The following is a 20056-nucleotide window of genomic DNA, read 5'->3' on the forward strand; positions in this document are numbered from 1 at the left end:
AGTAGTTAAGGTGCATTAAAGGGACTAACCAAAACCCGATCCCCGCACCTCGCCACCCGACCCCGATCCCCGCACCTCGCCGATCCCCGTTCCATACAAATTTACACATCCGCTGAAGCAAAGATGGTGACACTGTTTTGTCACCATGGTGCGCTAAACAGGCTGGCTAAATAAAAAAGCGTTAACTCTTGAGTTAACCTATTTTTATTATCATTTTTCTTGATTTTTCTCTATAATTCCTGATTATTCTCGACCTCTGGATTAGATATGAGATTTGAGATTTGAGACGAGGATAATATGGGTATCGGGTTTTAGTATCGGGTATCAGGATGGGAGTCTACGTTGTTTGTGTAATGAAGATAACATTAACAAAGGCATAGCGTACATGATTATTTTAGAAATAATAGTTAAATTTGAGATATGAATATACAGGCAGAAAAACTAAATGTATTACAGCAAATTATAAACACCGATGATGTTAGCTTAATTAAAGATATTAAAGCTTTGATTGATAACAGGGATTTGGATTGGTTTGATGGCCTGAGCAAAAAACAACAGGCCGATGTTGAAGAGGGCCTGGCACAATTAGATAATGGTAAGTCATTCAGCCATGAAGAGGCAAAAAAAAGATTCGGTTTTAAATGACAATAATCTGGTCTGAAAAAGCCGGCGAGACCTTTCAAAGGAATATTGACTATCTTTTGGAAAACTGGCCCGAGGTAGAATCAAAGAAATTTATTGAAAGGGTTTTCCAGTATCTTGATACCCTGGCCAAAGAACCTTTTATTGCACGTAAAACTTATAAAACAAAACACACCTATATAGGGGTCATCATACCGCAAATTTCGGTAATCTACCGTATTAAACCCCGGAGCAAAATTATAGAATAGGTTACTTTTATAGATAACAGGCAAAGCCTGAAAAAAAACAGACGCCTGCTTTAAAAGTGAAGCTCCGGTATGGTATTAGGTTTTGATAGCAGGTATCTGGATAGATGGACAAAAGACTTTCGGACAAAAGACAAAGGACTTTCGGACAAAGGAAATGTATGTTATGCAGGGCACATTTTGATACTGCTGGCGCCAAATTTGAGTAAAAAGATTCAATTTGTCAAAATATTAAATACTTGACTGTCAGTATAAATGGTGTTCCATGCCCTGTTTTGACAAAATCTAAAGCGTTGATAATCAACACCAAAGCGTTCCACGCCGTTCGGGGTGTACCAGGCGTTCCGATGGAACGGTTTTTAGACGGTATCAAGTAGTTAGTATCAAGTATCAAGACGGGAGAAGAGTCTGAAAGTCGGGAAGTCTGGAAAGTCCGGGACTGCGATCCGTCAGCTGCCGGACAGCATGACCTCGGGGGACTTATGGCTGGTTGGCATAGCAGCTATTGTCTTGATACTTGATACTAACTACTTGATACTATCTACTTCCTTTCGCCTTTCCGCTTTTTTTCCTAATTTTGCGCATCCTTTCAAAATAAAACAATATTACCTTGGAGCACCAGGAATTAACCACCGTTGAAACCGCCAAAGATTTAGGCTTACTACCCGAAGAATTTGAACGTATTAAAGAAATATTAGGGCGCGTGCCCAACTTTACCGAGCTATCCATCTTCGCGGTAATGTGGAGCGAACACTGCTCGTACAAAAACTCCATCACCTGGCTAAAAACCCTGCCTAAAGACAGCGACCGTATGCTGGCCAAGGCAGGTGAAGAAAACGCCGGCCTGGTTGACCTTGGCGATGGCATTGGCTGCGCCTTCAAAATAGAATCACATAACCACCCGTCGGCCCTTGAACCTTACCAGGGCGCGGCAACAGGTGTGGGCGGTATCAACCGCGATATATTCACCATGGGTGCAAGGCCCATTGCCCAGCTAAATTCCCTGCGCTTCGGCGACCTTAAACTGGAAAAAACCCAGTGGCTGGTTAAGGGCGTGGTAAAAGGCATCAGTCACTACGGCAACGCCTTTGGTATCCCAACCGTTGGCGGCGAATTGTTTTTTGACGATTGCTACAATGTTAACCCATTGGTAAATGCCATGTCGGCAGGTATTGTTAAGGCGGGCGAAACCGTCTCTGCAACCTCATACGGCGTGGGTAACCCTGTTTATATAGTAGGTTCTGCCACAGGTAAAGATGGCATTCATGGCGCGGCCTTCGCGTCGAAGGATATCAGCAAAGATTCAGTGAATGATCTTCCCGCCGTACAGGTGGGCGACCCTTTCCAGGAGAAACTGTTGTTAGAGGCTACCTTAGAAGTTATTAAAACCGGTGCCGTGGTTGGTATGCAGGATATGGGTGCTGCCGGTATCATCTGCTCCAACTCCGAAATGAGCGCCAAAGGCGAACACGGTATGCGTATCGACCTGGATTTGGTACCTACCCGCCAGGCCAATATGAAACCTTACGAGATCCTGCTATCAGAATCACAGGAGCGTATGCTGATTGTAGTGCATAAAGGTCGCGAAAAAGAGGTGGAAGCCGTATTTGATAAATGGGACCTTAACTGCGCCATCATAGGCGAGGTTACCGATACCCAGCGTTTAGAGTACTATATGCATGGCGAAAAAGTGGCCGATGTCCCTGCCGACGACCTTGTTTTAGGTGGTGGTGCCCCGGTTTACGAGCGCGAATACCGCGAGCCTGCTTACTATGCCATTAACCAGCAATTTAATATAAATGATGTGCCGGAACCGGCCAACCTGGTTGAGGTTGCCGAGCATTTATCTGCACACCCTAACTTAGCATCAAAACGTTGGGTAACCGACCAGTACGATAGCATGGTAGGCGTACAAACCATGACAGCCAACCTGGTCTGCGATGCAGCCGTTGTAGCCGTTAAGGATACCAACAAAGCCATTGTATTAACAACAGATTGTAACTCTCGCTACGTATACGCCGATCCTTACAAGGGTACTGCTATTGCCGTTGCCGAGGCTGCCCGTAACATTACCTGTGCCGGTGGCGAGCCTGTGGCTATCACGAACTGCTTAAACTTTGGTAATCCTTACAACCCCGAGGTATACTGGCAGTTTGTAAGCGCCATTAAAGGTATGGGCGATGCCTGCCGCAAGTTTGAAACTCCTGTTACCGGTGGTAATGTGAGCTTTTATAACCAATCTGCAGATGGTGGCTCTGTATTCCCAACACCTACCATTGGTATGCTGGGTGTAATGGAAGATACCGAAAATATCATGACCGCCGATTTTAAACAACCCGGCGACCTGATCTACCTGATAGGCGAATCGGTAAATGATATCGCTTCATCACAATACCTGGCCTCATGGCATAAAATCACCGCTTGCCCGGCCCCGTATTTTGATATTGATAAAGAGTACGCTATACAGCAAACCATTAAAGAACTCATCAAACACCGTGTGCTGGAAAGCGCCCATGATGTGGCCGATGGTGGTTTATACACCTGCCTGTTAGAATCAGCTATGCCAAATGGTTTAGGTTTTGATATTTCTACAGATGATACTATCCGCAAGGATGCGTTCCTTTTTGGCGAGGCACAGGGTAGGGTAGTGGTAACGGTAGCGCCCGAGGAGCAGGAGCGCTTTATTGAATTTATGGCAACCAGCGAAACGGAGTTCAGTTTGTTAGGTACTGTAAACAATGGTTTCCTTAATGTTGACGAAGAGTTGTTTGGCCACGTTACCGATGTGAAAATGGTTCATAGCAATGTATTACACTCTATTTTAGGCGAGTAATGCTGAAATTAACCCGGGTACACCATATCGCTATCATTTGTTCCGACTATGAAAAGTCGAAACATTTTTACAGCCAGGTACTGGGTTTAAAAATAGTGCGCGAGGTATATCGCCAAGCACGACAATCATACAAGCTTGATCTGGAAGTGGGCGACCGCTACCAGATTGAGCTTTTTTCATTTCCGGAACCCGCACCGCGTCCCTCGCACCCGGAAGCTGCCGGCCTGCGCCACCTGGCTTTTGAGGTAGATAATTTGGACGACGCCGTTTATCGCCTGCAGGAATTTGAGGTAGAGGTAGAGCCTATCCGGGTAGATGAACTTACCAATAAACGCTTTACCTTCTTTGCAGATCCGGATGGCTTGCCGCTGGAGTTGTATGAGCGGTAGCTGTAAAATCCCAATTCTCACATCTAATATCTCAAATATAAATAAGGGCGTTGCCTGCGGCCGGGCCATCCGCTCATACGCCCACAAGGCATTAGGCACGGGCCGGTACCCGCTACTGTCCCTAACGCAAAATTTGCCTCTTATCTATTACAATCAAACTTCTAAGTCTTTGCGATGCTGAATGTAAATCAAAGCCCTCTCCAAAGGAGAGGGTTGAGTGAGGCTTCTACAATTTATCCATTTCCCCCTTTACAAACTCTGCCAGTTCCTTTACATATGCCGCGCTAAAATCAAACTTGATTCCTGCGGTTTCATAAATTTCTTTTATGGTTTTGGTATAGCCAAGTTTAAGGGCATCCAGGTATTGTTTCAGGCCTTTCTCCGGGTTTTCCTTATAGTTTTTCCACACCGCGATAGCGCCTAACTGTGCCATCCCGTATTCAATATAGTAAAACGGTACCTCAAAGATGTGCAGCTGTTTTTGCCAAAGGTTGGCTTCGGCATCCGGGTGCTCGCTCCAATTCACAAAGCCTGCGCCAAATGGCTCATAGATCTCTATCCAGGCGGTTTTACGGTCGGCATCTGTATGGCCGGGGTTAGTATAGATCCAATGTTGAAACTGGTCGACCACGGCCACCCATGGCAGGGTTTTAAGTACATCAAATAGCTGGTCGCGTTTGGCGCGTTTAAGGTCTTCTTCGTTATCAAAAAACACATCCCAGTTATCCATCGATATCAACTCCATCGACATCGAAGCCAATTCGGCAACTTCAGACGGGCAATGTTTAAAATCGTTCAGTTCCAGGTCGGCAGTTAAAAAAGTATGCACCGCGTGGCCGCCTTCATGTACCATGGTGGTTAAATCGCGGAAGGTATTGGCCGAGTTCATGAATATGAACGGGGCTCCCGTTTCTGATAGTGGGTAGTTATAGCCACCGGGTGCTTTGCCCTTACGGCTTTCCACGTCAAACAGGTTATTATCCTTCATAATCTCCAAACGTTCGCCCAGGTAACGGTTAATGTTACTAAAGCACTGAATAGATTTCTCAATCAGTTCGCTGCCATTTTGAAATGGTTTTAAGGCTGGTTTGCCAGATACATCCACATCCATATCCCATGGCTTTAAAACTGGCAGGGTAAGGGCTATCTTGCGTTTTTCTGCCTCGCCACGAAGGATAGGTACAATTTCTTTTTCGATGGCTTCATGGAAGAGGTAACAATCGTGCGGCGTATAATCAAACCTGCCAAGCGCCTGGAACATGTAATCCCTGAAATTCTCAAATCCGGCATTCAGTGCCACGGTATGGCGCAATTTGCGCAGGTGATCAAAAAGAGTATCTAAAGTGTCCTTATCCTGCAAACGGCGGGCGGTTATCTTTTCCCAGGCCTCCTGGCGTTTGGCCCGGTCGGTACCTTTTAAAAATACTGAAGCCTGCTCCAAAGTAAACTCCTTGTCATCTATATGCACCGACATAGCACCTGTGATCGATTGGTATTTTTGCTGCTCTACCTGGATCTCGGTTTGTACCGGGATATTTTCCTCGCGGAAAAGCTCTAAGCTCTTTTTAATTGCCCTTAAAAAGATGAAATACTTTTCGCCGTCAAGCTGATCGATGTACTCACTTGCTACCAGCTTTTTGTTTAAACTGTTATCATAAGGGGCAATTTTGGGTGATATCTCTGTTGCAAAATACTGGAAGTTTTGTAGTAGTTCTTCGCTGGTGGTATCGCAGGTCATGCGGATATAACGCCAGGCGGAATCCTCTTCTAAAGCGGCTTCCAATTCGCTCCTGTCATGTAGCCATTTTTCCAGTTCTTTAACCGAATTGATAGGGCGGTCAAGTAGTTCTTTATAAATGGGTTCAAGTATTTCCCATTTGATATCGAGCGTAGCCGGGATATATGTTCTTGTTTTTTTGTGGATCATTTTTTTAGATGTGCAAATTGTTAGATGTGCAAATATGCAGATTAGTACGGAAGTTTTTTTGATCCGAAAGTCAAAAGTGTTAAGCCCGGAAAGCGTTTAATTCATATGTTCTAAAAAGGAAATCTAAAACAGAAAGTCCGAAAGCTGTTTTCGCCTTTCGGACTTACTGACACCGGATCTTTCTGAATTATGCTTTTGCCTTGTACAATGTCTTCGACAACTCCTTTAATCCATCTTCATAACTTGTTGGCTTAAAATTAAAGGCTTTCTCAAATTTACTACTGTCGAAAATGTAATCATGATCGTATTGGTAATACATCTCCACAATCCCCATTACTACTTTTTGGAACAGGCCTGTTAGCCATAACATTAATTTGTTGATGCGCATAAATTTAGGCTTTACGTTATAAACCTGGGCTGCAATATCTATAAACTGCTTGCCGGTAATAGCTGGCGGAGTAGGCAAGTGCCATACCTGCTTATCGCTATCCGGGTTTTGCCCAAGCAAAAACATGGCTTTGCCTGCATCAGGGATGTAGATGAAATTATGCTTCTTATTCGGGTCGCCTATCCATTGGGCTGTTTGCTTTGCTGCGTATTTGGTAAGCACCATGATATCTACAAAGCTGTTTAGCGAGTCGGTACCATAAAAGTCGGGTGCTCGGGCAATAGTAGCATTGATGTTCCCGGCTTTTACCTCGTTCATCAGCATATCGGCAATGCCTGCACGCACCTGGCCTTTTTTACTGGTGGGATGATAGGGCGTATCCTCTGTCATAGCTCCGTTAACCAGGCCGTACATGTATACGTTATCAAAAAATATCAATCGTGCGCCTGTTGCTTTAGTAACGTTAATGACGTTTTGCATAATGATGGGCCATTGTACTTTCCAGATGGCTACATCGTAAACCAGGCCGGCAACAAGATAAATTACCGTTGACCCTTTTGCCGCGGATAAAACTTCTTCGTAATTCAACAGGTCAGCTTTTTGCCAGGTTATGTTTTTCCCTGTAAATTTTACCGGTTTGCGGCTAACCAAATGGATGCTTTCGTTAGTGTTCATCAATTCGCGGGTGAGGGCATTTGCCACGGCGCCACCGGCTCCTAATATAGTGTGCATAGTCTTTTTCGTTTTTGTTACAACAAATGTATGGTATCGTTGAAAGTCAAAACGTTAACAAAAGATAAGAAAAAAGGATTTCAGAATTGAAATGTCCGATTGAGATTTAGGATTTGTTTTTTAGAGTTTAAGATACAGGGTTCGGCTTTCAGCTTTACGCCTTTGGCCTTTAGCTTATCAGGCGCTTATTTTCATGATCCTTCTCCTGATCCGCGAAAGCGAAACGGGGGTGATTCCTAAAAAGTTGGCAATATAATGCTGTGGGATGCGCTGCAGCACTTCGCCGCCGGTTTTCAATAGTTTATTATAGCGTTCTTCGGGAGTTTGTGTTATAAAGGATGTTACACGATCTTCGTAGCAGATAAGATAATGCTCGGCTACCAATCTGCCAAAACGCTCCATTTTATGCCCAATAAGTTCATGGGCATAAGCCTGCTGCATGGCTTTATAGCTAAGGGTAACAATTTGTGTATCCTCCAGGGCCTGGATATAATTGGAACCTGGGGTATCGGTTAAGAAGCTTTTATATGAGCAAAGCAGTTCGTGCTCGAAGCTGAAGTAACCGGTTATCTCTTCGCCATCTTTTACATGAAAATATCGTACAGAGCCTTTTACAATAAACCCTATGTGGCTGCAAACCTTATCCGGTTCGGCAAAGTTTTTCTTTTTTTTAAGTTTGCTTACTTCCAATAGGGGTAATAGGACTTGCCACTCCGCATCATTCATCGAAACGTATACTTCAACGTGTTCTCTGAATTTATTGATGGCGGTTAGTGTTTCCATATCCTGTCTAAAAGAAATAATACAGCAAATACTACGCTGGCAATGCCATTGGTGGTCATAAAGGCAAAGTTTACGCGGCTCAGGTCGTTAGGCTTTACCAGCAAATGTTGGTAGATAAGCATTGCGCAGAAGAAAGCAATACCCACATAATAAAGAATACCCACCTGCGTAAAAAATACCGGCATCATAATGAACAGGGCAGAAAGTATATGTAAAAAGGTTGACAACCTTAACGCATTCACCTTACCCAAATAAGCAGGGATTGAATGAAGATTTTGGCTGCGATCGAAATCCTCATCCTGTAGGGCGTAAATGATATCAAACCCGCTCACCCAGCATAAAACCGAAAGGGAGAAAAATATAGGCGTTAAGGCAAAAGCACCGGTAACTACAAGGTAAGCTCCAATAGGGGCCAATGATAATCCTAAGCCCAAAACCAAATGGCAAAGTGCTGTGAAACGTTTGGTAGCACTATACCCCATTACTACAAATAAGGCAATTGGGGATAGGTAAAAACATAATGGATTGATGAAAAATGTGGCTGCAACAAACAACCCGCAATTAATCAATGTGAAGGTTAAAGCCGCCGGTGCGCTGATCCTTCCGGATGGAATATCGCGTTGCTTGGTACGTGGGTTTTGCGCGTCAATGTCCCTATCTAAATAACGGTTAAACGCCATAGCCGAGTTGCGGGCGAAGATCATGCAGAGCACCATTAAAACCAGCTTGCGCCAGTCGAAAGTGTGGTTAGTAGTGGTAACTGCCAAAAAGAAGCCGATAAAGGCAAATGGCATGGCAAATATGGTATGTGTAAAGGTTACTAATGAAAGGTATTTTTTCATCTAAAATTAATCTCTTGGTTCAAAATGCGGCACTACAAAATCCTTGTTTATATTATCAATAAAACCTAATATCTCGTCGCGACCTAATTGTAATTCGGCAGAAGTTACAAAGTATTGCGGGAATTCCTCAAATGTCTCTATTAAGGCTTTTTTAAATTTGGCAATGTTTTGGTCGGTTTTTACGCTTGATTGTTTATCGGCTTTGGTGAAAACCAGCACGAACGACAATCCTTTTTCGCCCAGCCAGTTACAAAATTCAATGTCGATTTTTTGGGGTTCCAGGCGGCTGTCTATCAGCACCATCACACATTGCAGGCTTTCGCGCTTATCCAGGTAGCTATGGATAAATTTGTTCCAGTTGGCTTTATTTGTTTTGGATGCACGGGCATAGCCATAGCCTGGTAAATCAACAATATACCAGCTGTCATTAATAAAAAAATGATTGATGAGCTGGGTTTTACCCGGTGTTTGCGATGTTTTTGCTAATCCCTTTTTTTGCGTTAGCATATTAATAAGGGATGATTTGCCCACGTTTGAGCGCCCAATAAATGCATACTCCGCTTTGATGGGCGGCGGTAGTTTGGAGATTTGGGTATTGCTGCAAATAAATTCGGCCGTTTTAACAATCATGCTGCAAAGGTAGGGTTTTTGTTTTTAACGTTGTTAGGATGTTGTAAGGTTGAAAAGTTGGAATGTTGAGCCGTTTATACACTACAAGTATAATAAAATTATAAATAGATGTTTAAACATATTTTACATAAGGCTAACAAAGCCAATGTTAAAACCTTGTAACTTTACAGTATTACAATAACGAACATGAACGATTATAAAATACCCGCCCAAACCCGCATTGGCCATGTGCATTTAAAGGTGAGCGACCTGCAAAAATCACTTGATTTTTACTGCGGTTTATTAGGGTTTGATAAAATGATGCTATATGGCGATCAGGCTGCTTTTATATCTGCCGGGGGATATCACCATCATATAGGCTTAAATACCTGGCATAGTAAAGGGGCTTCACCAGCACCTGAGTATGCGCCGGGCTTGTATCATACGGCTATTGTTTATCCGGAACGTAAGGATCTGGCTTTTATACTGCAACGCCTGATAGATGCCAAATATCCTATCACAGGTGCATCTGACCACGGCGTATCCGAAGCCATCTATCTGAATGATCCCGATCAAAACGGAGTTGAACTTTACTGGGACAGGCCAAAAGAAAACTGGCCGGTTGATGAAAATGGCGATATGATCATGTTTACCCGTAGGTTGGATATTGAAGGTTTACTGACAACTATTAAGGGCTAATATCAAAACTTTTTAAAGTTGATATTTTCGCCTTTATGATATCCCTGCCGAAACCTTTATAATACCTTTTGCATATCCTTCGGTGCACCAAACTTATACCAAACTCATCCAAACTATTGTGGTTTTGAATCTTTAAAAAGTGCTTAAAGTTTTGATATATAAATGTTTAACTAAAAATGAGGACTGATAAGAGCTTCCCTTTTTAACCAAATAACCCTATTATCCTTTACAGATAACAGGGTTATTTTTTACACTCAAATATAAGCAAAATTTGCGCTTTTTGTCGAATATTACAACGAGCTGAACAGTTTTTTTATGGGTGCATTATCGGGCGTTTCGGTTTGTATGATAAAAACGCAGGTGCCTGTTGTGTCAACCTTGAAATGACATTTGCCTTTAGTCGAAAGTCTTAAGTTCGAGGTCAAAAAAAACAGATCCGACTTATAACTTACGACTTAGTACTGATGACTTAACACTAATCTGTCGCCACAATCTAAAATCCTGTCAATCCTGCAAAATCCTTTAATCGTGTTACAACTCCTTTATCTTTATATTCCTGAAATAAGCCTTATGCCCGTGATCCTGCAGGGCAATTAAGCCTGTTTTGGCGGCTCCATAATCAGGATACTCTTTCCATTTGCCTTCGTTTTTTTTCTTGGTCCACTCGTCCGTCCAGGCTTCAAAGGCTACTATTTTTGAGCCGTTGAGCCAATGCTCTACATGGCCATTATTGAATACAATTTTACTTGTGTTCCATTTGCCAACCGGCTCTGTTTTTTTAAGTGTGTTGGGTATATACATGGCATAATCGCAACCGGTTTTTTGCCATTCTTCCAGTTTTCCGGGCCAGCCTTCATCATCAATAAGCTGGTATTCGGGGCCGGTATTATACGTAGCGTGGTATTTTGGGTCTTCAATTACATGGTACAGTACACCACTGTTGCTGCCTTTATCAATTTTCCATTCCCATTCCAGTTCAAAATTGGTGTAGGCTTTGTTGGTAACAATATCGCCTCCGGTATCGCCCTCTGCGGCGCCTAAACATACCAGTGCCCCGTCAACAATGGTCCAGTTTTTTACCTCGCCTTTTTTGTTAAAGCCGTGCCAGCCATTCAATGTTTTACCATCGAATAGTTTTACCCACCCGGCTTTTTGGGTGTGTAATTTTTTTGCAGGAGCCGGTGTTTTTACTGTGATAGCCGATATCTGTACGTAAACTAAGGCCGCTGCGGCCATTACTAAGCCAAGTTTTTTTAATTGCTGTTGCATATTATTTATTTACTGCTGTTTTACAATTGGTTAGTTTGAGCTTTTTTGATTGTTTGCATTTTTTCGGGATCCCAAAACATGGGGCTGTTATTATAATAACTATCGTTGCACAGCAGGGCAGGGGCGGCAGCGCGATAACCAAATATGGCATCCTCGGTTACCTTACCATTGTTCCTGATGGCGTTAAAGAAGTTATTCATATGATCATATGGCCCGCCCATGTAGCCTTTATCGGCATCATAGATGATCTCTTCGGGCGGCAGCATTTTTTTACGCTCGGCATAACCGCTGCCTGCTTTTTTTAGTTTATCCAGGTAAAACGGATCGTCGGAGGCAAAGGTCTTGTTCCGTTTCAGGGTCACTTTATCCCAGGTAATATCCATGGAGCCTTCGCTGCCAACCAACTTAAGGTAGGTGGTGCCACTGGTGCCATCCACAAAGTTGCAGCGTAAGGATAGGTTAAAGGCCGGGTGTGCCTTTGTTTTGCCATAATCAAAAGTACCCAGCAATACATCGGGTACCTCGCGGCCATCGTTCCAGTAACGTAACCCGCCCGATGCATAGATTTTATTTGGCCCAACAGAATCTGTTATAAAATGCAGGCTCGAAAACAGGTGCACAAAAAGATCGCCCGCCATACCTGTACCATAATCGGTATAGTTTCTCCAGCGGAAAAAGCGTTTCTCGTCAAACGGCCTTTTTTTGGTATTGCTGATGTAAGTTTCCCAATCCAAAGTCTGTGGCGATGCATCAGCCGGGATGGGGTATTGCCAAACTTCCAGCGGTTCGCGGCGCGCCCAAAAACCTTCGGCATAATTAAGCTCACCAATGGCCCCGCTTTTTAACAGCTCATGCGCTTTTTCGTTACCTAATGACGATACGCCCTGGCTGCCCACCTGGAAAACTTTACCGGTTTCCTTTTGTGCTTTAATTACGGCAGGGCCTTCAGTAATGGCGTGTACCATTGGTTTTTCGCAGTACACATGTTTACCGGCGTGCATGGCATCAACAGAAATTTGCTGGTGCCAGTGGTCGGGTGTGGCTATAATCACAGCATCAATATCCTTGCGGTTCAGGATCTCTTTATAAACGCGGGTGGTAAATATATCAGCACCCCATTTAGCTTTCGCATCCTTAAGGCGGCCATCATATAAATCACATACCGCAACCAACTTTACGCCTGGAATTTTGAGGGCTGTATCGGTATCACTATTACCCATACCACCTGCGCCAATAAGGGCAATGTTAATCTGGTCATTTAGCTCATAGCCTAATTTTCTTTTCAGGATGGCAAAGGGTCTTGCAGTGCTTTCGGAAGCGAACAGGTTGCTGCCAACAGCGACAGCTGCAGTGGTTGTAGTTAGTTTTTTGATAAAACTCCGGCGTGATGATTCTTGTTTTTCTTTCATAGATAAGGCAATGAACTTAATTTACTTTAGTTAATTTATAAGAACTTATAAAACCCGGTAGCTCCATTTAAGGGCTGACCTGTTATGAACTGGTTTAAAAGAATTGGTTTTTAAAATTAAGGAATTGACTTAACATTTACATAAGCTGATCAACTTAATCCATCCAGGTAAACGCAATAGTGATACAATCACTATCTTTGCCACCACTTAAAAAAATGAGCAAAACCATAACTCCGTATAACAATCAACAGGCAACCAAAAAAGAACAGGTGGCCGATATGTTCAACAATATATCAAAAACATACGATTTCCTGAACCATTTTATGTCGTTAGGGATTGATATCATCTGGCGCAAAAAGGCTATAAACGAATTAAAAAAGGATCAGCCCAAATTAATTCTTGATGTAGCAACAGGCACTGGTGATTTTGCCTTTGAAGCCCTTAAAGCGTTAAAGCCCGATAAAATAATTGGTGTGGATATTTCCCGTGGCATGTTGGATATTGCTGAACAAAAGATTCAAAACCGAGGCCTTGGCAATAAGTTTGAAGTAAAACTTGGAGATTCGGAAAAACTGCCTTTTGATGATAATGCTTTTGACGCTGTTACGGTTGCTTACGGCGTTCGTAATTTCGAGAACCTGCAAATTGGTTTGGCCGATATTCAAAGGGTATTAAAACCGGGCGGCAAAGCGGTAGTACTGGAGTTTTCAAAACCCCGGGCCTTCCCTATAAAACAGTTGTATAGCTTTTATTTTAACTATATTACACCTGGTATTGGCAAATTGTTTAGTAAAGATTCAAGGGCTTATAGTTATTTGCCCGAGTCTGTAGCTGCTTTCCCGGATGGCGAAAGTTTTGTTGCTTTAATGGATAAAGTAGGCTTTAAAAACACCAAACACAGGCCATTGGCGTTTGGTATCTGTTCAATATATACAGGCGTTAAATGATCAAAATGCGGTGCTTTTTAGTTGTATGCCTTATGTTTTGCTGCAAACTTTTGTTTGCACAAAATGTACCTGCATGGGGCGGAGGTGCCGATCAGCAAGACCTGAGTTTTGGTTTCAGCTTCAATTATGTTAGCAGCGATTTTAAAATAGTAAAGAAGCCCGACTGGCGTAAACCATTTTTTGATGCCACCAACAATCAATATGTAACCGACTCGTTAAACAGCATTAGTTCAAAAAGTACACCTGGTTTTGCTATAGGTTTTTTAACCCGGTACACTGTAACAGAGCATTTTGAAGTACGCGTTACCCCCTCGTTGGTTTTTGCCGATCGTAATTTAACTTATACGTATGCCAACCCCGATCAAAACCAGATAAAACAGGTGCAAACCACTTCGGTAGATGTGCCGCTGTCGTTCAAGATAAAATCCGACAGGCTGGGCGATTTCAGGGCTTATATTTTAGGTGGTGTTAAATACACCAAAGCCATCGGCTCAAAAAAAAATGAAGCTAATTTAGACCCTTTGGATAAACTTGTTAAAAACTCAGGCGGATTTAGTTCATACGAGGCGGGCCTCGGCTGCGATATTTATTTTGAATTTTTTAAGCTCTCGCCGCAAATCAAAATATCCAACTCATTTGGTAATATATTGGTGCCAGAGAATCACCCTTTTTCAAGTCCTATCAGCAAATTGTCATTACATATGGTTATGTTTAGTTTGTTTTTTGAATAAGCCGTCGCTATATCTTTACCGGGAGAGAATTTGGGTGAGGCATATTACCTCAATACAACAATAATTCAAACTAAAAAACATAATTTCGCGGCTATAGTTATCATACTATCATGAGTAAAGTTGTTTTAATTACAGGTGCAACTGCCGGAATTGGCGAGGCATCTGCCCACGTATTTGCCCGTGAGGGTTATAATTTGATATTAACCGGCAGAAGGGAAGACCGGCTTGAAAAACTGGCTGAACACTTAAATGATACATATAATGTTGAGATCGCCATTTTATCATTTGATGTACGCAACCGCCAGCAGGTGATTGAAAACCTGGAGGGTTTACCGGAAAAATGGAAAATGGTAGATGTTTTGGTTAATAATGCCGGTTTGAGCCAGGGATTGGATCCGATACAAAATGGGGATGTCGACGACTGGGAAACCATGATTGATACCAATATAAAAGGCTTGCTTTATGTAAGCCGTGTGGTATCAAACTGGATGATAAGTAATGGTAAAGGACACATTATTAATTTAGGATCAATAGCAGGCAAAGAAGTTTACCTTAATGGTAATGTGTATTGCGCAACCAAGCACGCTGTTGATGCGTTAAACAAAGGTATGCGGGTTGACCTGTTATCGCACGGAATAAAAGTTACAGCCATTCATCCCGGCGCTGTTGAAACGGAGTTTTCTGAAGTTAGGTTTAAAGGCGATAAGGAACGCGCCAAAAAGGTTTACGGTGGCTTTGAGCCGCTGATGGCACAGGATATTGCCGAAACTATCTGGTTTGTAGCATCGCGGCCGGCTCATGTAAATATTAACGACCTGGTGATTATGCCAACAGCCCAGGCAACGGCGACTAATATATTCAGGAAGTAAGTCGGAAAAGTCCGAAAGTCGGAAAGTAAAATATATAGTATCAATATAATAATACACAAAAAAATCTTCCGGACTTTCGGACTTTTCCGACTTCCGGACTAAAACCATAAAAATGTCACTAATCACACAAATAGACCAGGATATAAAACTGGCTATGCTGGCTAAACAGCCGGATCGTCTTAGGGGGTTGCGCGCAATTAAGTCAGCTTTACTGCTGGCTAAAACTGAAAAAGGCGCTGCAGATGAACTTACCGAGGAGGCTGAGATCAAAGTGCTTCAAAAACTGATCAAGCAACGTAAAGAATCGGCAGATATTTACCGCACACAAAACCGGGAGGATCTTTACGAGATCGAGATGGAAGAAATGCGCGTAATAGAACCTTACCTGCCACAACAAATGACCCGTTTTGAAATTGAAGGTTACCTGCAGGAGCTGATTGAAAGGATAGGGGCTACATCTATACAGGATCTGGGTAAGGTTATGGGCACTGCCAATAAAGAACTTGCCGGCAAAGCCGATGGTAAAACCATATCAGAAGTGGTAAGGCAATTGTTGGGATAGCAATTTAACAATGTAAGCTTAATATTTACATTGATAAATTATTACTATAATTGTTGCAAGTCGTTCGTAATAAACTAAATTTATAGCGAATTAACATATTTTATACTAAAACGGGTTTTGGTATAGTTAATTGAAAATTAATACTAATAATTTATATGGATTTCGTGCTTAAAGAGGAAAACGGTTTTAGTTACATCGATGAGGGCGAAGGTGAGGTATTATTACTACTTCACGGTTTAATGGGTTCGTTGAGCAATTGGGATGGCGTGGTTGAGGAGTTTAAATCCCGATACCGTGTAATAATCCCAATACTCCCAATTTATGATATGCCTCTTTTAACCACTGGTGTAAGAAGTTTATCAAAATTTGTACATAAGTTCATCAAGTTTAAAAAGCTGAGCAATATAACATTGCTGGGTAATTCGCTTGGCGGGCATGTGGCTTTAGTATATGTTTTAGCTCATCCCGAAAATATAAAAGCCATGGTATTAACCGGCAGCTCGGGGTTGTATGAAAATGCTTTTGGTGGCTCGTTTCCGCGCCGCGAAAGTATTGATTTTGTAAGAGAAAAGGTGCAGTATACTTTTTATGATCCGGCCATTGCAACTGATGAGATGGTTAATGATATTCATAAACTGATAAACGACAGGCATAGCGTGATCAGGTTACTGGCGATGGCAAAATCGGCTATACGGCATAACATGAAAAAGGACCTGAGCAAGATGAATTTGCCGGTATGTTTAATATGGGGTAAAGACGATAAAATAACGCCGCCCGAAGTAGCGGTTGAGTTTAATGAATTGTTACCCGATTCTGAATTGCACTGGATTGATAAATGTGGCCATGCCCCAATGATGGAGCGGCCACAGGAGTTTAATGCTTTGTTTAGCGCGTTTTTAAATAAAATAAAAGGATAACATGATTGCAATTGAACTGATAGCTGATGTGATACCTCCGGTTCATACTTCTGATACTATACAGAAGGTATATGACCGTATGGTGGAGTTTCGCTTGAGGCACCTGCCAATTGTAAATGAAAAACAGTTTTTAGGATTAATTGCCGAGGATGATTTTATAGTTGAAAGCGATTACCAGGCACCGGTAGGTTCGCTGGGGCTTTCACTCGTTAATCCCTATGTACTGGAAGATCAGCATATATATGATGTGATACGCCTGTTTTACGAGCGCAAGCTTACGGTGGTGCCGGTACTTGATGCCAAGCAAAACTACCTGGGCCTGATTACTATAAATGCCATTACCGATTATTTTGCCCAGATTACGTCGGTATCACAACCTGGCGGTATTATTGTGCTCGAAATCAACAATAAAAACAACTCGCTGGCGCATATGGCGCAGATAGTGGAATCTGACAATGCCCAGATACTGAGTTCTTACGTTCAAACATTTCCCGATTCAACCCGGATGGAAGTAACTCTTAAGGTAAATAAGCAGGATATCTCAACTATAATAGCCACCTTCCTGCGATATGAATATGCTATAAAGGCAACCTTTAACAATACTGATAATAACGATAACGGCAGAGATCGTTACGATTCACTCATGAATTATCTTAATTTGTAATTAGAAGTTAGTCCATGGACCATGGACCATAGACCATCGACTAATAAAAAACATCTATGAAGATCGCAATTTACGGCCGGCCATTTAATGAGCCATCGGTAATACCTTATATACAGCAGGTATTTGATAACCTGGCCCAACACAATGTCGAGATCTATGTGCATCATCTGCTTAACGAGTATCTTCAGGATAAAATAAACGGTGTAAAATATGATGTGCTGCAAAGCACCGATTCGTTAAAAGGTTTTATTGATATTTTTATAACGCTTGGCGGCGATGGTACCCTGCTGGATATGGTAACCGTTATCCGCGATAGCGGTATTCCTGTTATAGGGATTAATTTTGGCCGGTTGGGTTTTTTAGCCAGCGTAAATAAAAGCGATATCAACGCAGCTATTCATGCGGTAGTAAATAAGGAGTTTACGCTTGATAGCCGCGAACTGCTGAAGATTGATTCAAAAACAGAGGTATTTGGGAACGATAACTTTGCGTTAAACGATGTAACCATCCACAAGCGCGATGATGCCGCGATGATTATTACCCATGTGTTTTTAAATGATGAGTTTTTAAACTCCTACTGGGGCGACGGTCTTATTATATCAACCTCAACAGGCTCAACGGCATATTCATTAAGCTGTGGAGGTCCAATTATATTCCCGCAATCAAATAGTATAGTAGTAACACCGGTATCGCCCCATAACTTAAATGTAAGGCCTATCATATTGCCTGATAATAGCAAACTATGTTTTGAGGTAGAAACCCGAAGCTCCAAATACCTGGTATCCTGCGATTCCAGGATGGCGGTTATGGACGAAACCATGAAGTTTCATGTAGCGAAAGCTGGTTTTCAGCTAAATTTGATCCGTTTAAATAATGAAAGTTATTTAACTACGTTAAGGAACAAACTATTATGGGGACTGGATGCCCGTAACTATTAAAACAGCTTAATGCCTAAATTTTTACTTTTTATATTTCTTTTGCTGGTTTCATATCATCTGCAGGCACAAACCTGGGAGGTAGGCGGCTCTATAGGCGGCGCCGGCTACATTGGCGATTTAAATCCTACTAATCCCGTTAAAATAAGCGGCATATCTGGCGGCCTTTTTGTAAAACGAAATTTTGATGGTTACCTATCGGCAAGGTTAACGTTTAGTTATGGTAAGTTTGGCGCAGCTGATAGTACCTCGTCCAGTCAGCAGTTTCGTGATCGTAATTTGAGCTTTACCGATGGCGTAAAGGAAATAAGCGCTATAGGCGAATTCAATTTCCTGAAATACATCCCTGATGCAGGACCCAATAAATTTACACCTTTTATATACGCTGGTGTCGGGATCTCGGGTTTTGCCCCCCGTACCAACTATAACGGTGCATCTGTTAATTTAAGGGAGTTAAAAACAGAAGATCAGCAAAAACAGTATGGTGAAAATACCGTAGTAATACCATACGGTGTGGGTATAAAGTACAATATTGGCGGCAAGTTTAGCCTGGCGGCCGATATTGGTTATCGCTATACATTTACCGATTACCTCGACGATGTAAGCGGTGTATACGCCAATAAAAGCAAGCTTACAGGCACAGCCAGGGCATTATCCGATAGGTCTGGCGAGCGTACCGGTATATATATCGGTTCGGCAGGAACGCAGCGCGGCGATTTTAAGCCACGGGATACCTATTTTTTAATAGGTTTTACCATCTCCTATACTTTTGTAACCCAGGGGTGTTATTCTTAATTTTTAAATCAGAATTTAATTCTTAAATTTTTAATTTTGCAGAATTTAATTCTGTTAATAATGTAATAAATGATTTTATAATTCGTTTAAGTGTTAATTGTCGGTATTTAATGCCGATTTTATTTTAACCTTAAATCTGCAAAATCATGGCCGAATTAAATTCTTCTCCTCAAAAAACGGGTTCAACCCATAGGCGCAAAAAAATGAATGTGCGCGTTGATCTTACCGCGATGGTTGACCTGGCTTTCCTGCTGATCACCTTTTTTATAATGACAACTACGCTTGCAAAACCAAAAGCCATGCCTTTAGCCATGCCGGTGGATAGCCAAGAAGTGCCCGTGCCCGCCAGTCGTAGCCTTACTATCTGTCTTGGAAAAAACGATAGGGTTGTGTATTACTTAGGCGAACTTAAGAACCCTATAATAGTGCCCACCGTGGCAGGCTTTGGGCACACTGGTTTGCGGAAAACGCTTATCGAAACCAATAAAATGATCCATGACAAATATGGTAAAGACATGATTGTTTTACTTAAACCCAGCAACCATTCTGCATATAGTAACCTGGTGAGTACGTTAGATGAACTTACTATTACCAAAACAGACAGATATTCTATTGTTGATATAACTACGCCCGATATAGATGTTTTAAAGCAAAAAGGCATTTATTAAAATCATATTTAAGTAATTCCACCTAACCTTACACATATCCTTTTTGACAGGCATCATGGCCATTTATTTGGTTATTGTTGCCTTTTTTTACGTTTAGCCAATTTATAAATCAATAAAAATAGCTGCATTAAATGCCATTTATGTGTTTTTTATGACATTTAAAGACAATATTTATAATAACATTTTCTTTTATCGTTGCAT

At 42.1% G+C, this 20056-nt stretch carries 21 protein-coding genes; 14 read left to right on the forward strand and 7 right to left on the reverse strand.

The annotated features are described in order from the left end of the window. Nucleotides 1-420 precede the first annotated feature (420 nt). The 4 genes from AC1DQW_RS24175 to gloA2 all read left to right on the forward strand — a co-directional run bounded on the left by AC1DQW_RS24175 (nt 421) and on the right by gloA2 (nt 4109). A complete protein-coding gene (locus AC1DQW_RS24175) occupies nt 421-645 on the forward strand; it encodes a MerR family transcriptional regulator (protein WP_477403764.1) in 225 nt (74 codons plus the stop codon). Then, a complete protein-coding gene (locus tag AC1DQW_RS24180) occupies nt 642-890 on the forward strand; it encodes a type II toxin-antitoxin system RelE/ParE family toxin (RefSeq protein WP_477456398.1) in 249 nt (82 codons plus the stop codon). The genes AC1DQW_RS24175 and AC1DQW_RS24180 overlap by 4 nt, the downstream gene beginning before the upstream one ends. Before the next feature lie 607 nt (nt 891-1497). Further along, entirely contained in the window at nt 1498-3720 is a 2223-nt protein-coding gene (gene purL, locus AC1DQW_RS24185; RefSeq protein WP_477456399.1) for a phosphoribosylformylglycinamidine synthase subunit PurL, read from the forward strand. Further along, nucleotides 3720-4109, forward strand: a complete 390-nt coding sequence (gloA2, locus tag AC1DQW_RS24190) for an SMU1112c/YaeR family gloxylase I-like metalloprotein (protein WP_477403771.1) — start codon at nt 3720-3722, stop codon at nt 4107-4109. Before purL ends, gloA2 begins: the two co-directional genes overlap by 1 nt. A gap of 226 nt (nt 4110-4335) precedes the next feature. Here gloA2 and AC1DQW_RS24195 read toward each other — a convergent pair whose 3' ends face one another. The 5 genes from AC1DQW_RS24195 to yihA form a co-directional block, all read right to left on the reverse strand. After that, nucleotides 4336-6036 (reverse strand): M3 family oligoendopeptidase, encoded by a 1701-nt coding sequence (locus tag AC1DQW_RS24195; protein ID WP_477456400.1) that lies wholly within the window; start codon nt 6034-6036, stop codon nt 4336-4338. Nucleotides 6037-6223: 187 nt separating this feature from the next. Then, nucleotides 6224-7156: an NAD-dependent epimerase/dehydratase family protein gene (locus AC1DQW_RS24200; protein WP_477456401.1), complete on the reverse strand. Its 933-nt coding sequence runs from the start codon at nt 7154-7156 to the stop codon at nt 6224-6226. A 177-nt stretch (nt 7157-7333) separates the two neighbouring features. Next, on the reverse strand, nt 7334-7939 hold the full coding sequence (locus AC1DQW_RS24205; protein WP_477456402.1) for a Crp/Fnr family transcriptional regulator: 606 nt from the start codon (nt 7937-7939) through the stop codon (nt 7334-7336). After that, nucleotides 7927-8781, reverse strand: a complete 855-nt coding sequence (locus AC1DQW_RS24210) for a UbiA-like polyprenyltransferase (protein WP_477456403.1) — start codon at nt 8779-8781, stop codon at nt 7927-7929. The genes AC1DQW_RS24205 and AC1DQW_RS24210 overlap by 13 nt, the downstream gene beginning before the upstream one ends. A 6-nt stretch (nt 8782-8787) precedes the next feature. Continuing rightward, nucleotides 8788-9411: a ribosome biogenesis GTP-binding protein YihA/YsxC gene (gene yihA / locus AC1DQW_RS24215; RefSeq protein ID WP_477456404.1), complete on the reverse strand. Its 624-nt coding sequence runs from the start codon at nt 9409-9411 to the stop codon at nt 8788-8790. Between the two features lie 186 nt (nt 9412-9597). Here yihA and AC1DQW_RS24220 point away from each other — a divergent pair, with 186 nt between their 5' ends. Then, nucleotides 9598-10089, forward strand: a complete 492-nt coding sequence (locus AC1DQW_RS24220; RefSeq protein ID WP_477456405.1) for a VOC family protein — start codon at nt 9598-9600, stop codon at nt 10087-10089. Between the two features lie 531 nt (nt 10090-10620). Here the strand turns inward: AC1DQW_RS24220 and AC1DQW_RS24225 are convergent. After that, on the reverse strand, nt 10621-11358 hold the full coding sequence (locus AC1DQW_RS24225) for a 3-keto-disaccharide hydrolase (protein WP_477456406.1): 738 nt from the start codon (nt 11356-11358) through the stop codon (nt 10621-10623). 20 nt (nt 11359-11378) lie between these two features. Continuing rightward, on the reverse strand, nt 11379-12767 hold the full coding sequence (locus tag AC1DQW_RS24230) for a Gfo/Idh/MocA family protein (RefSeq protein WP_477456407.1): 1389 nt from the start codon (nt 12765-12767) through the stop codon (nt 11379-11381). A 215-nt stretch (nt 12768-12982) separates the two neighbouring features. Between AC1DQW_RS24230 and ubiE the strand changes: the two genes are divergently transcribed. The 9 genes from ubiE (at nt 12983) to AC1DQW_RS24275 (ending at nt 19855) form a co-directional block, all read left to right on the forward strand. Further along, nucleotides 12983-13714 (forward strand): bifunctional demethylmenaquinone methyltransferase/2-methoxy-6-polyprenyl-1,4-benzoquinol methylase UbiE, encoded by a 732-nt coding sequence (gene ubiE, locus AC1DQW_RS24235; protein WP_477456408.1) that lies wholly within the window; start codon nt 12983-12985, stop codon nt 13712-13714. A gap of 5 nt (nt 13715-13719) precedes the next feature. Next, nucleotides 13720-14445, forward strand: coding sequence for a type IX secretion/gliding motility protein PorT/SprT (porT, locus tag AC1DQW_RS24240; RefSeq protein ID WP_477456414.1), 726 nt, complete (start codon nt 13720-13722; stop codon nt 14443-14445). A gap of 110 nt (nt 14446-14555) precedes the next feature. Further along, nucleotides 14556-15314, forward strand: coding sequence for an SDR family oxidoreductase (locus AC1DQW_RS24245; protein ID WP_477456409.1), 759 nt, complete (start codon nt 14556-14558; stop codon nt 15312-15314). Between the two features lie 112 nt (nt 15315-15426). Next, nucleotides 15427-15876, forward strand: a complete 450-nt coding sequence (locus AC1DQW_RS24250) for a GatB/YqeY domain-containing protein (protein ID WP_477456410.1) — start codon at nt 15427-15429, stop codon at nt 15874-15876. Between the two features lie 155 nt (nt 15877-16031). Continuing rightward, nucleotides 16032-16793 (forward strand): alpha/beta fold hydrolase, encoded by a 762-nt coding sequence (locus AC1DQW_RS24255; protein ID WP_477401510.1) that lies wholly within the window; start codon nt 16032-16034, stop codon nt 16791-16793. A 1-nt stretch (nt 16794) separates the two neighbouring features. Further along, nucleotides 16795-17457: a CBS domain-containing protein gene (locus tag AC1DQW_RS24260; protein ID WP_477419018.1), complete on the forward strand. Its 663-nt coding sequence runs from the start codon at nt 16795-16797 to the stop codon at nt 17455-17457. A gap of 56 nt (nt 17458-17513) precedes the next feature. Beyond that, nucleotides 17514-18395 (forward strand): NAD kinase, encoded by an 882-nt coding sequence (locus tag AC1DQW_RS24265; protein ID WP_477456411.1) that lies wholly within the window; start codon nt 17514-17516, stop codon nt 18393-18395. 9 nt (nt 18396-18404) lie between these two features. Beyond that, the gene (porG, locus tag AC1DQW_RS24270; protein WP_477456412.1) at nt 18405-19187 is read left to right on the forward strand and encodes a type IX secretion system protein PorG; all 783 of its coding nucleotides are present in this window, start codon (nt 18405-18407) and stop codon (nt 19185-19187) included. A 146-nt stretch (nt 19188-19333) separates the two neighbouring features. Further along, nucleotides 19334-19855, forward strand: coding sequence for an ExbD/TolR family protein (locus tag AC1DQW_RS24275; RefSeq protein ID WP_477456413.1), 522 nt, complete (start codon nt 19334-19336; stop codon nt 19853-19855). Nucleotides 19856-20056: the final 201 nt, after the last annotated feature.

Source organism: Mucilaginibacter sp. P5_A4 (genome assembly GCF_056400605.1).

What these genes read in the sequence shown, in the direction of transcription:
- gloA2 (WP_477403771.1), top strand. Translation starts at nt 3,720, where the DNA reads ATGCTGAAATTAACCCGGGTACACCATATCGCTATCATTTGTTCCGAC.
- AC1DQW_RS24175 (WP_477403764.1), top strand. Translation starts at nt 421, where the DNA reads ATGAATATACAGGCAGAAAAACTAAATGTATTACAGCAAATTATAAAC.
- AC1DQW_RS24180 (WP_477456398.1), top strand. Translation starts at nt 642, where the DNA reads ATGACAATAATCTGGTCTGAAAAAGCCGGCGAGACCTTTCAAAGGAAT.
- AC1DQW_RS24265 (WP_477456411.1), top strand. Translation starts at nt 17,514, where the DNA reads ATGAAGATCGCAATTTACGGCCGGCCATTTAATGAGCCATCGGTAATA.
- AC1DQW_RS24205 (WP_477456402.1), bottom strand. Translation starts at nt 7,939, where the DNA reads ATGGAAACACTAACCGCCATCAATAAATTCAGAGAACACGTTGAAGTA.
- AC1DQW_RS24230 (WP_477456407.1), bottom strand. Translation starts at nt 12,767, where the DNA reads ATGAAAGAAAAACAAGAATCATCACGCCGGAGTTTTATCAAAAAACTA.
- AC1DQW_RS24255 (WP_477401510.1), top strand. Translation starts at nt 16,032, where the DNA reads ATGGATTTCGTGCTTAAAGAGGAAAACGGTTTTAGTTACATCGATGAG.
- AC1DQW_RS24200 (WP_477456401.1), bottom strand. Translation starts at nt 7,156, where the DNA reads ATGCACACTATATTAGGAGCCGGTGGCGCCGTGGCAAATGCCCTCACC.
- AC1DQW_RS24275 (WP_477456413.1), top strand. Translation starts at nt 19,334, where the DNA reads ATGGCCGAATTAAATTCTTCTCCTCAAAAAACGGGTTCAACCCATAGG.
- AC1DQW_RS24250 (WP_477456410.1), top strand. Translation starts at nt 15,427, where the DNA reads ATGTCACTAATCACACAAATAGACCAGGATATAAAACTGGCTATGCTG.
- AC1DQW_RS24225 (WP_477456406.1), bottom strand. Translation starts at nt 11,358, where the DNA reads ATGCAACAGCAATTAAAAAAACTTGGCTTAGTAATGGCCGCAGCGGCC.
- yihA (WP_477456404.1), bottom strand. Translation starts at nt 9,411, where the DNA reads ATGATTGTTAAAACGGCCGAATTTATTTGCAGCAATACCCAAATCTCC.
- AC1DQW_RS24210 (WP_477456403.1), bottom strand. Translation starts at nt 8,781, where the DNA reads ATGAAAAAATACCTTTCATTAGTAACCTTTACACATACCATATTTGCC.
- AC1DQW_RS24220 (WP_477456405.1), top strand. Translation starts at nt 9,598, where the DNA reads ATGAACGATTATAAAATACCCGCCCAAACCCGCATTGGCCATGTGCAT.
- AC1DQW_RS24245 (WP_477456409.1), top strand. Translation starts at nt 14,556, where the DNA reads ATGAGTAAAGTTGTTTTAATTACAGGTGCAACTGCCGGAATTGGCGAG.
- AC1DQW_RS24260 (WP_477419018.1), top strand. Translation starts at nt 16,795, where the DNA reads ATGATTGCAATTGAACTGATAGCTGATGTGATACCTCCGGTTCATACT.
- porG (WP_477456412.1), top strand. Translation starts at nt 18,405, where the DNA reads ATGCCTAAATTTTTACTTTTTATATTTCTTTTGCTGGTTTCATATCAT.
- porT (WP_477456414.1), top strand. Translation starts at nt 13,720, where the DNA reads ATGCGGTGCTTTTTAGTTGTATGCCTTATGTTTTGCTGCAAACTTTTG.
- ubiE (WP_477456408.1), top strand. Translation starts at nt 12,983, where the DNA reads ATGAGCAAAACCATAACTCCGTATAACAATCAACAGGCAACCAAAAAA.
- AC1DQW_RS24195 (WP_477456400.1), bottom strand. Translation starts at nt 6,036, where the DNA reads ATGATCCACAAAAAAACAAGAACATATATCCCGGCTACGCTCGATATC.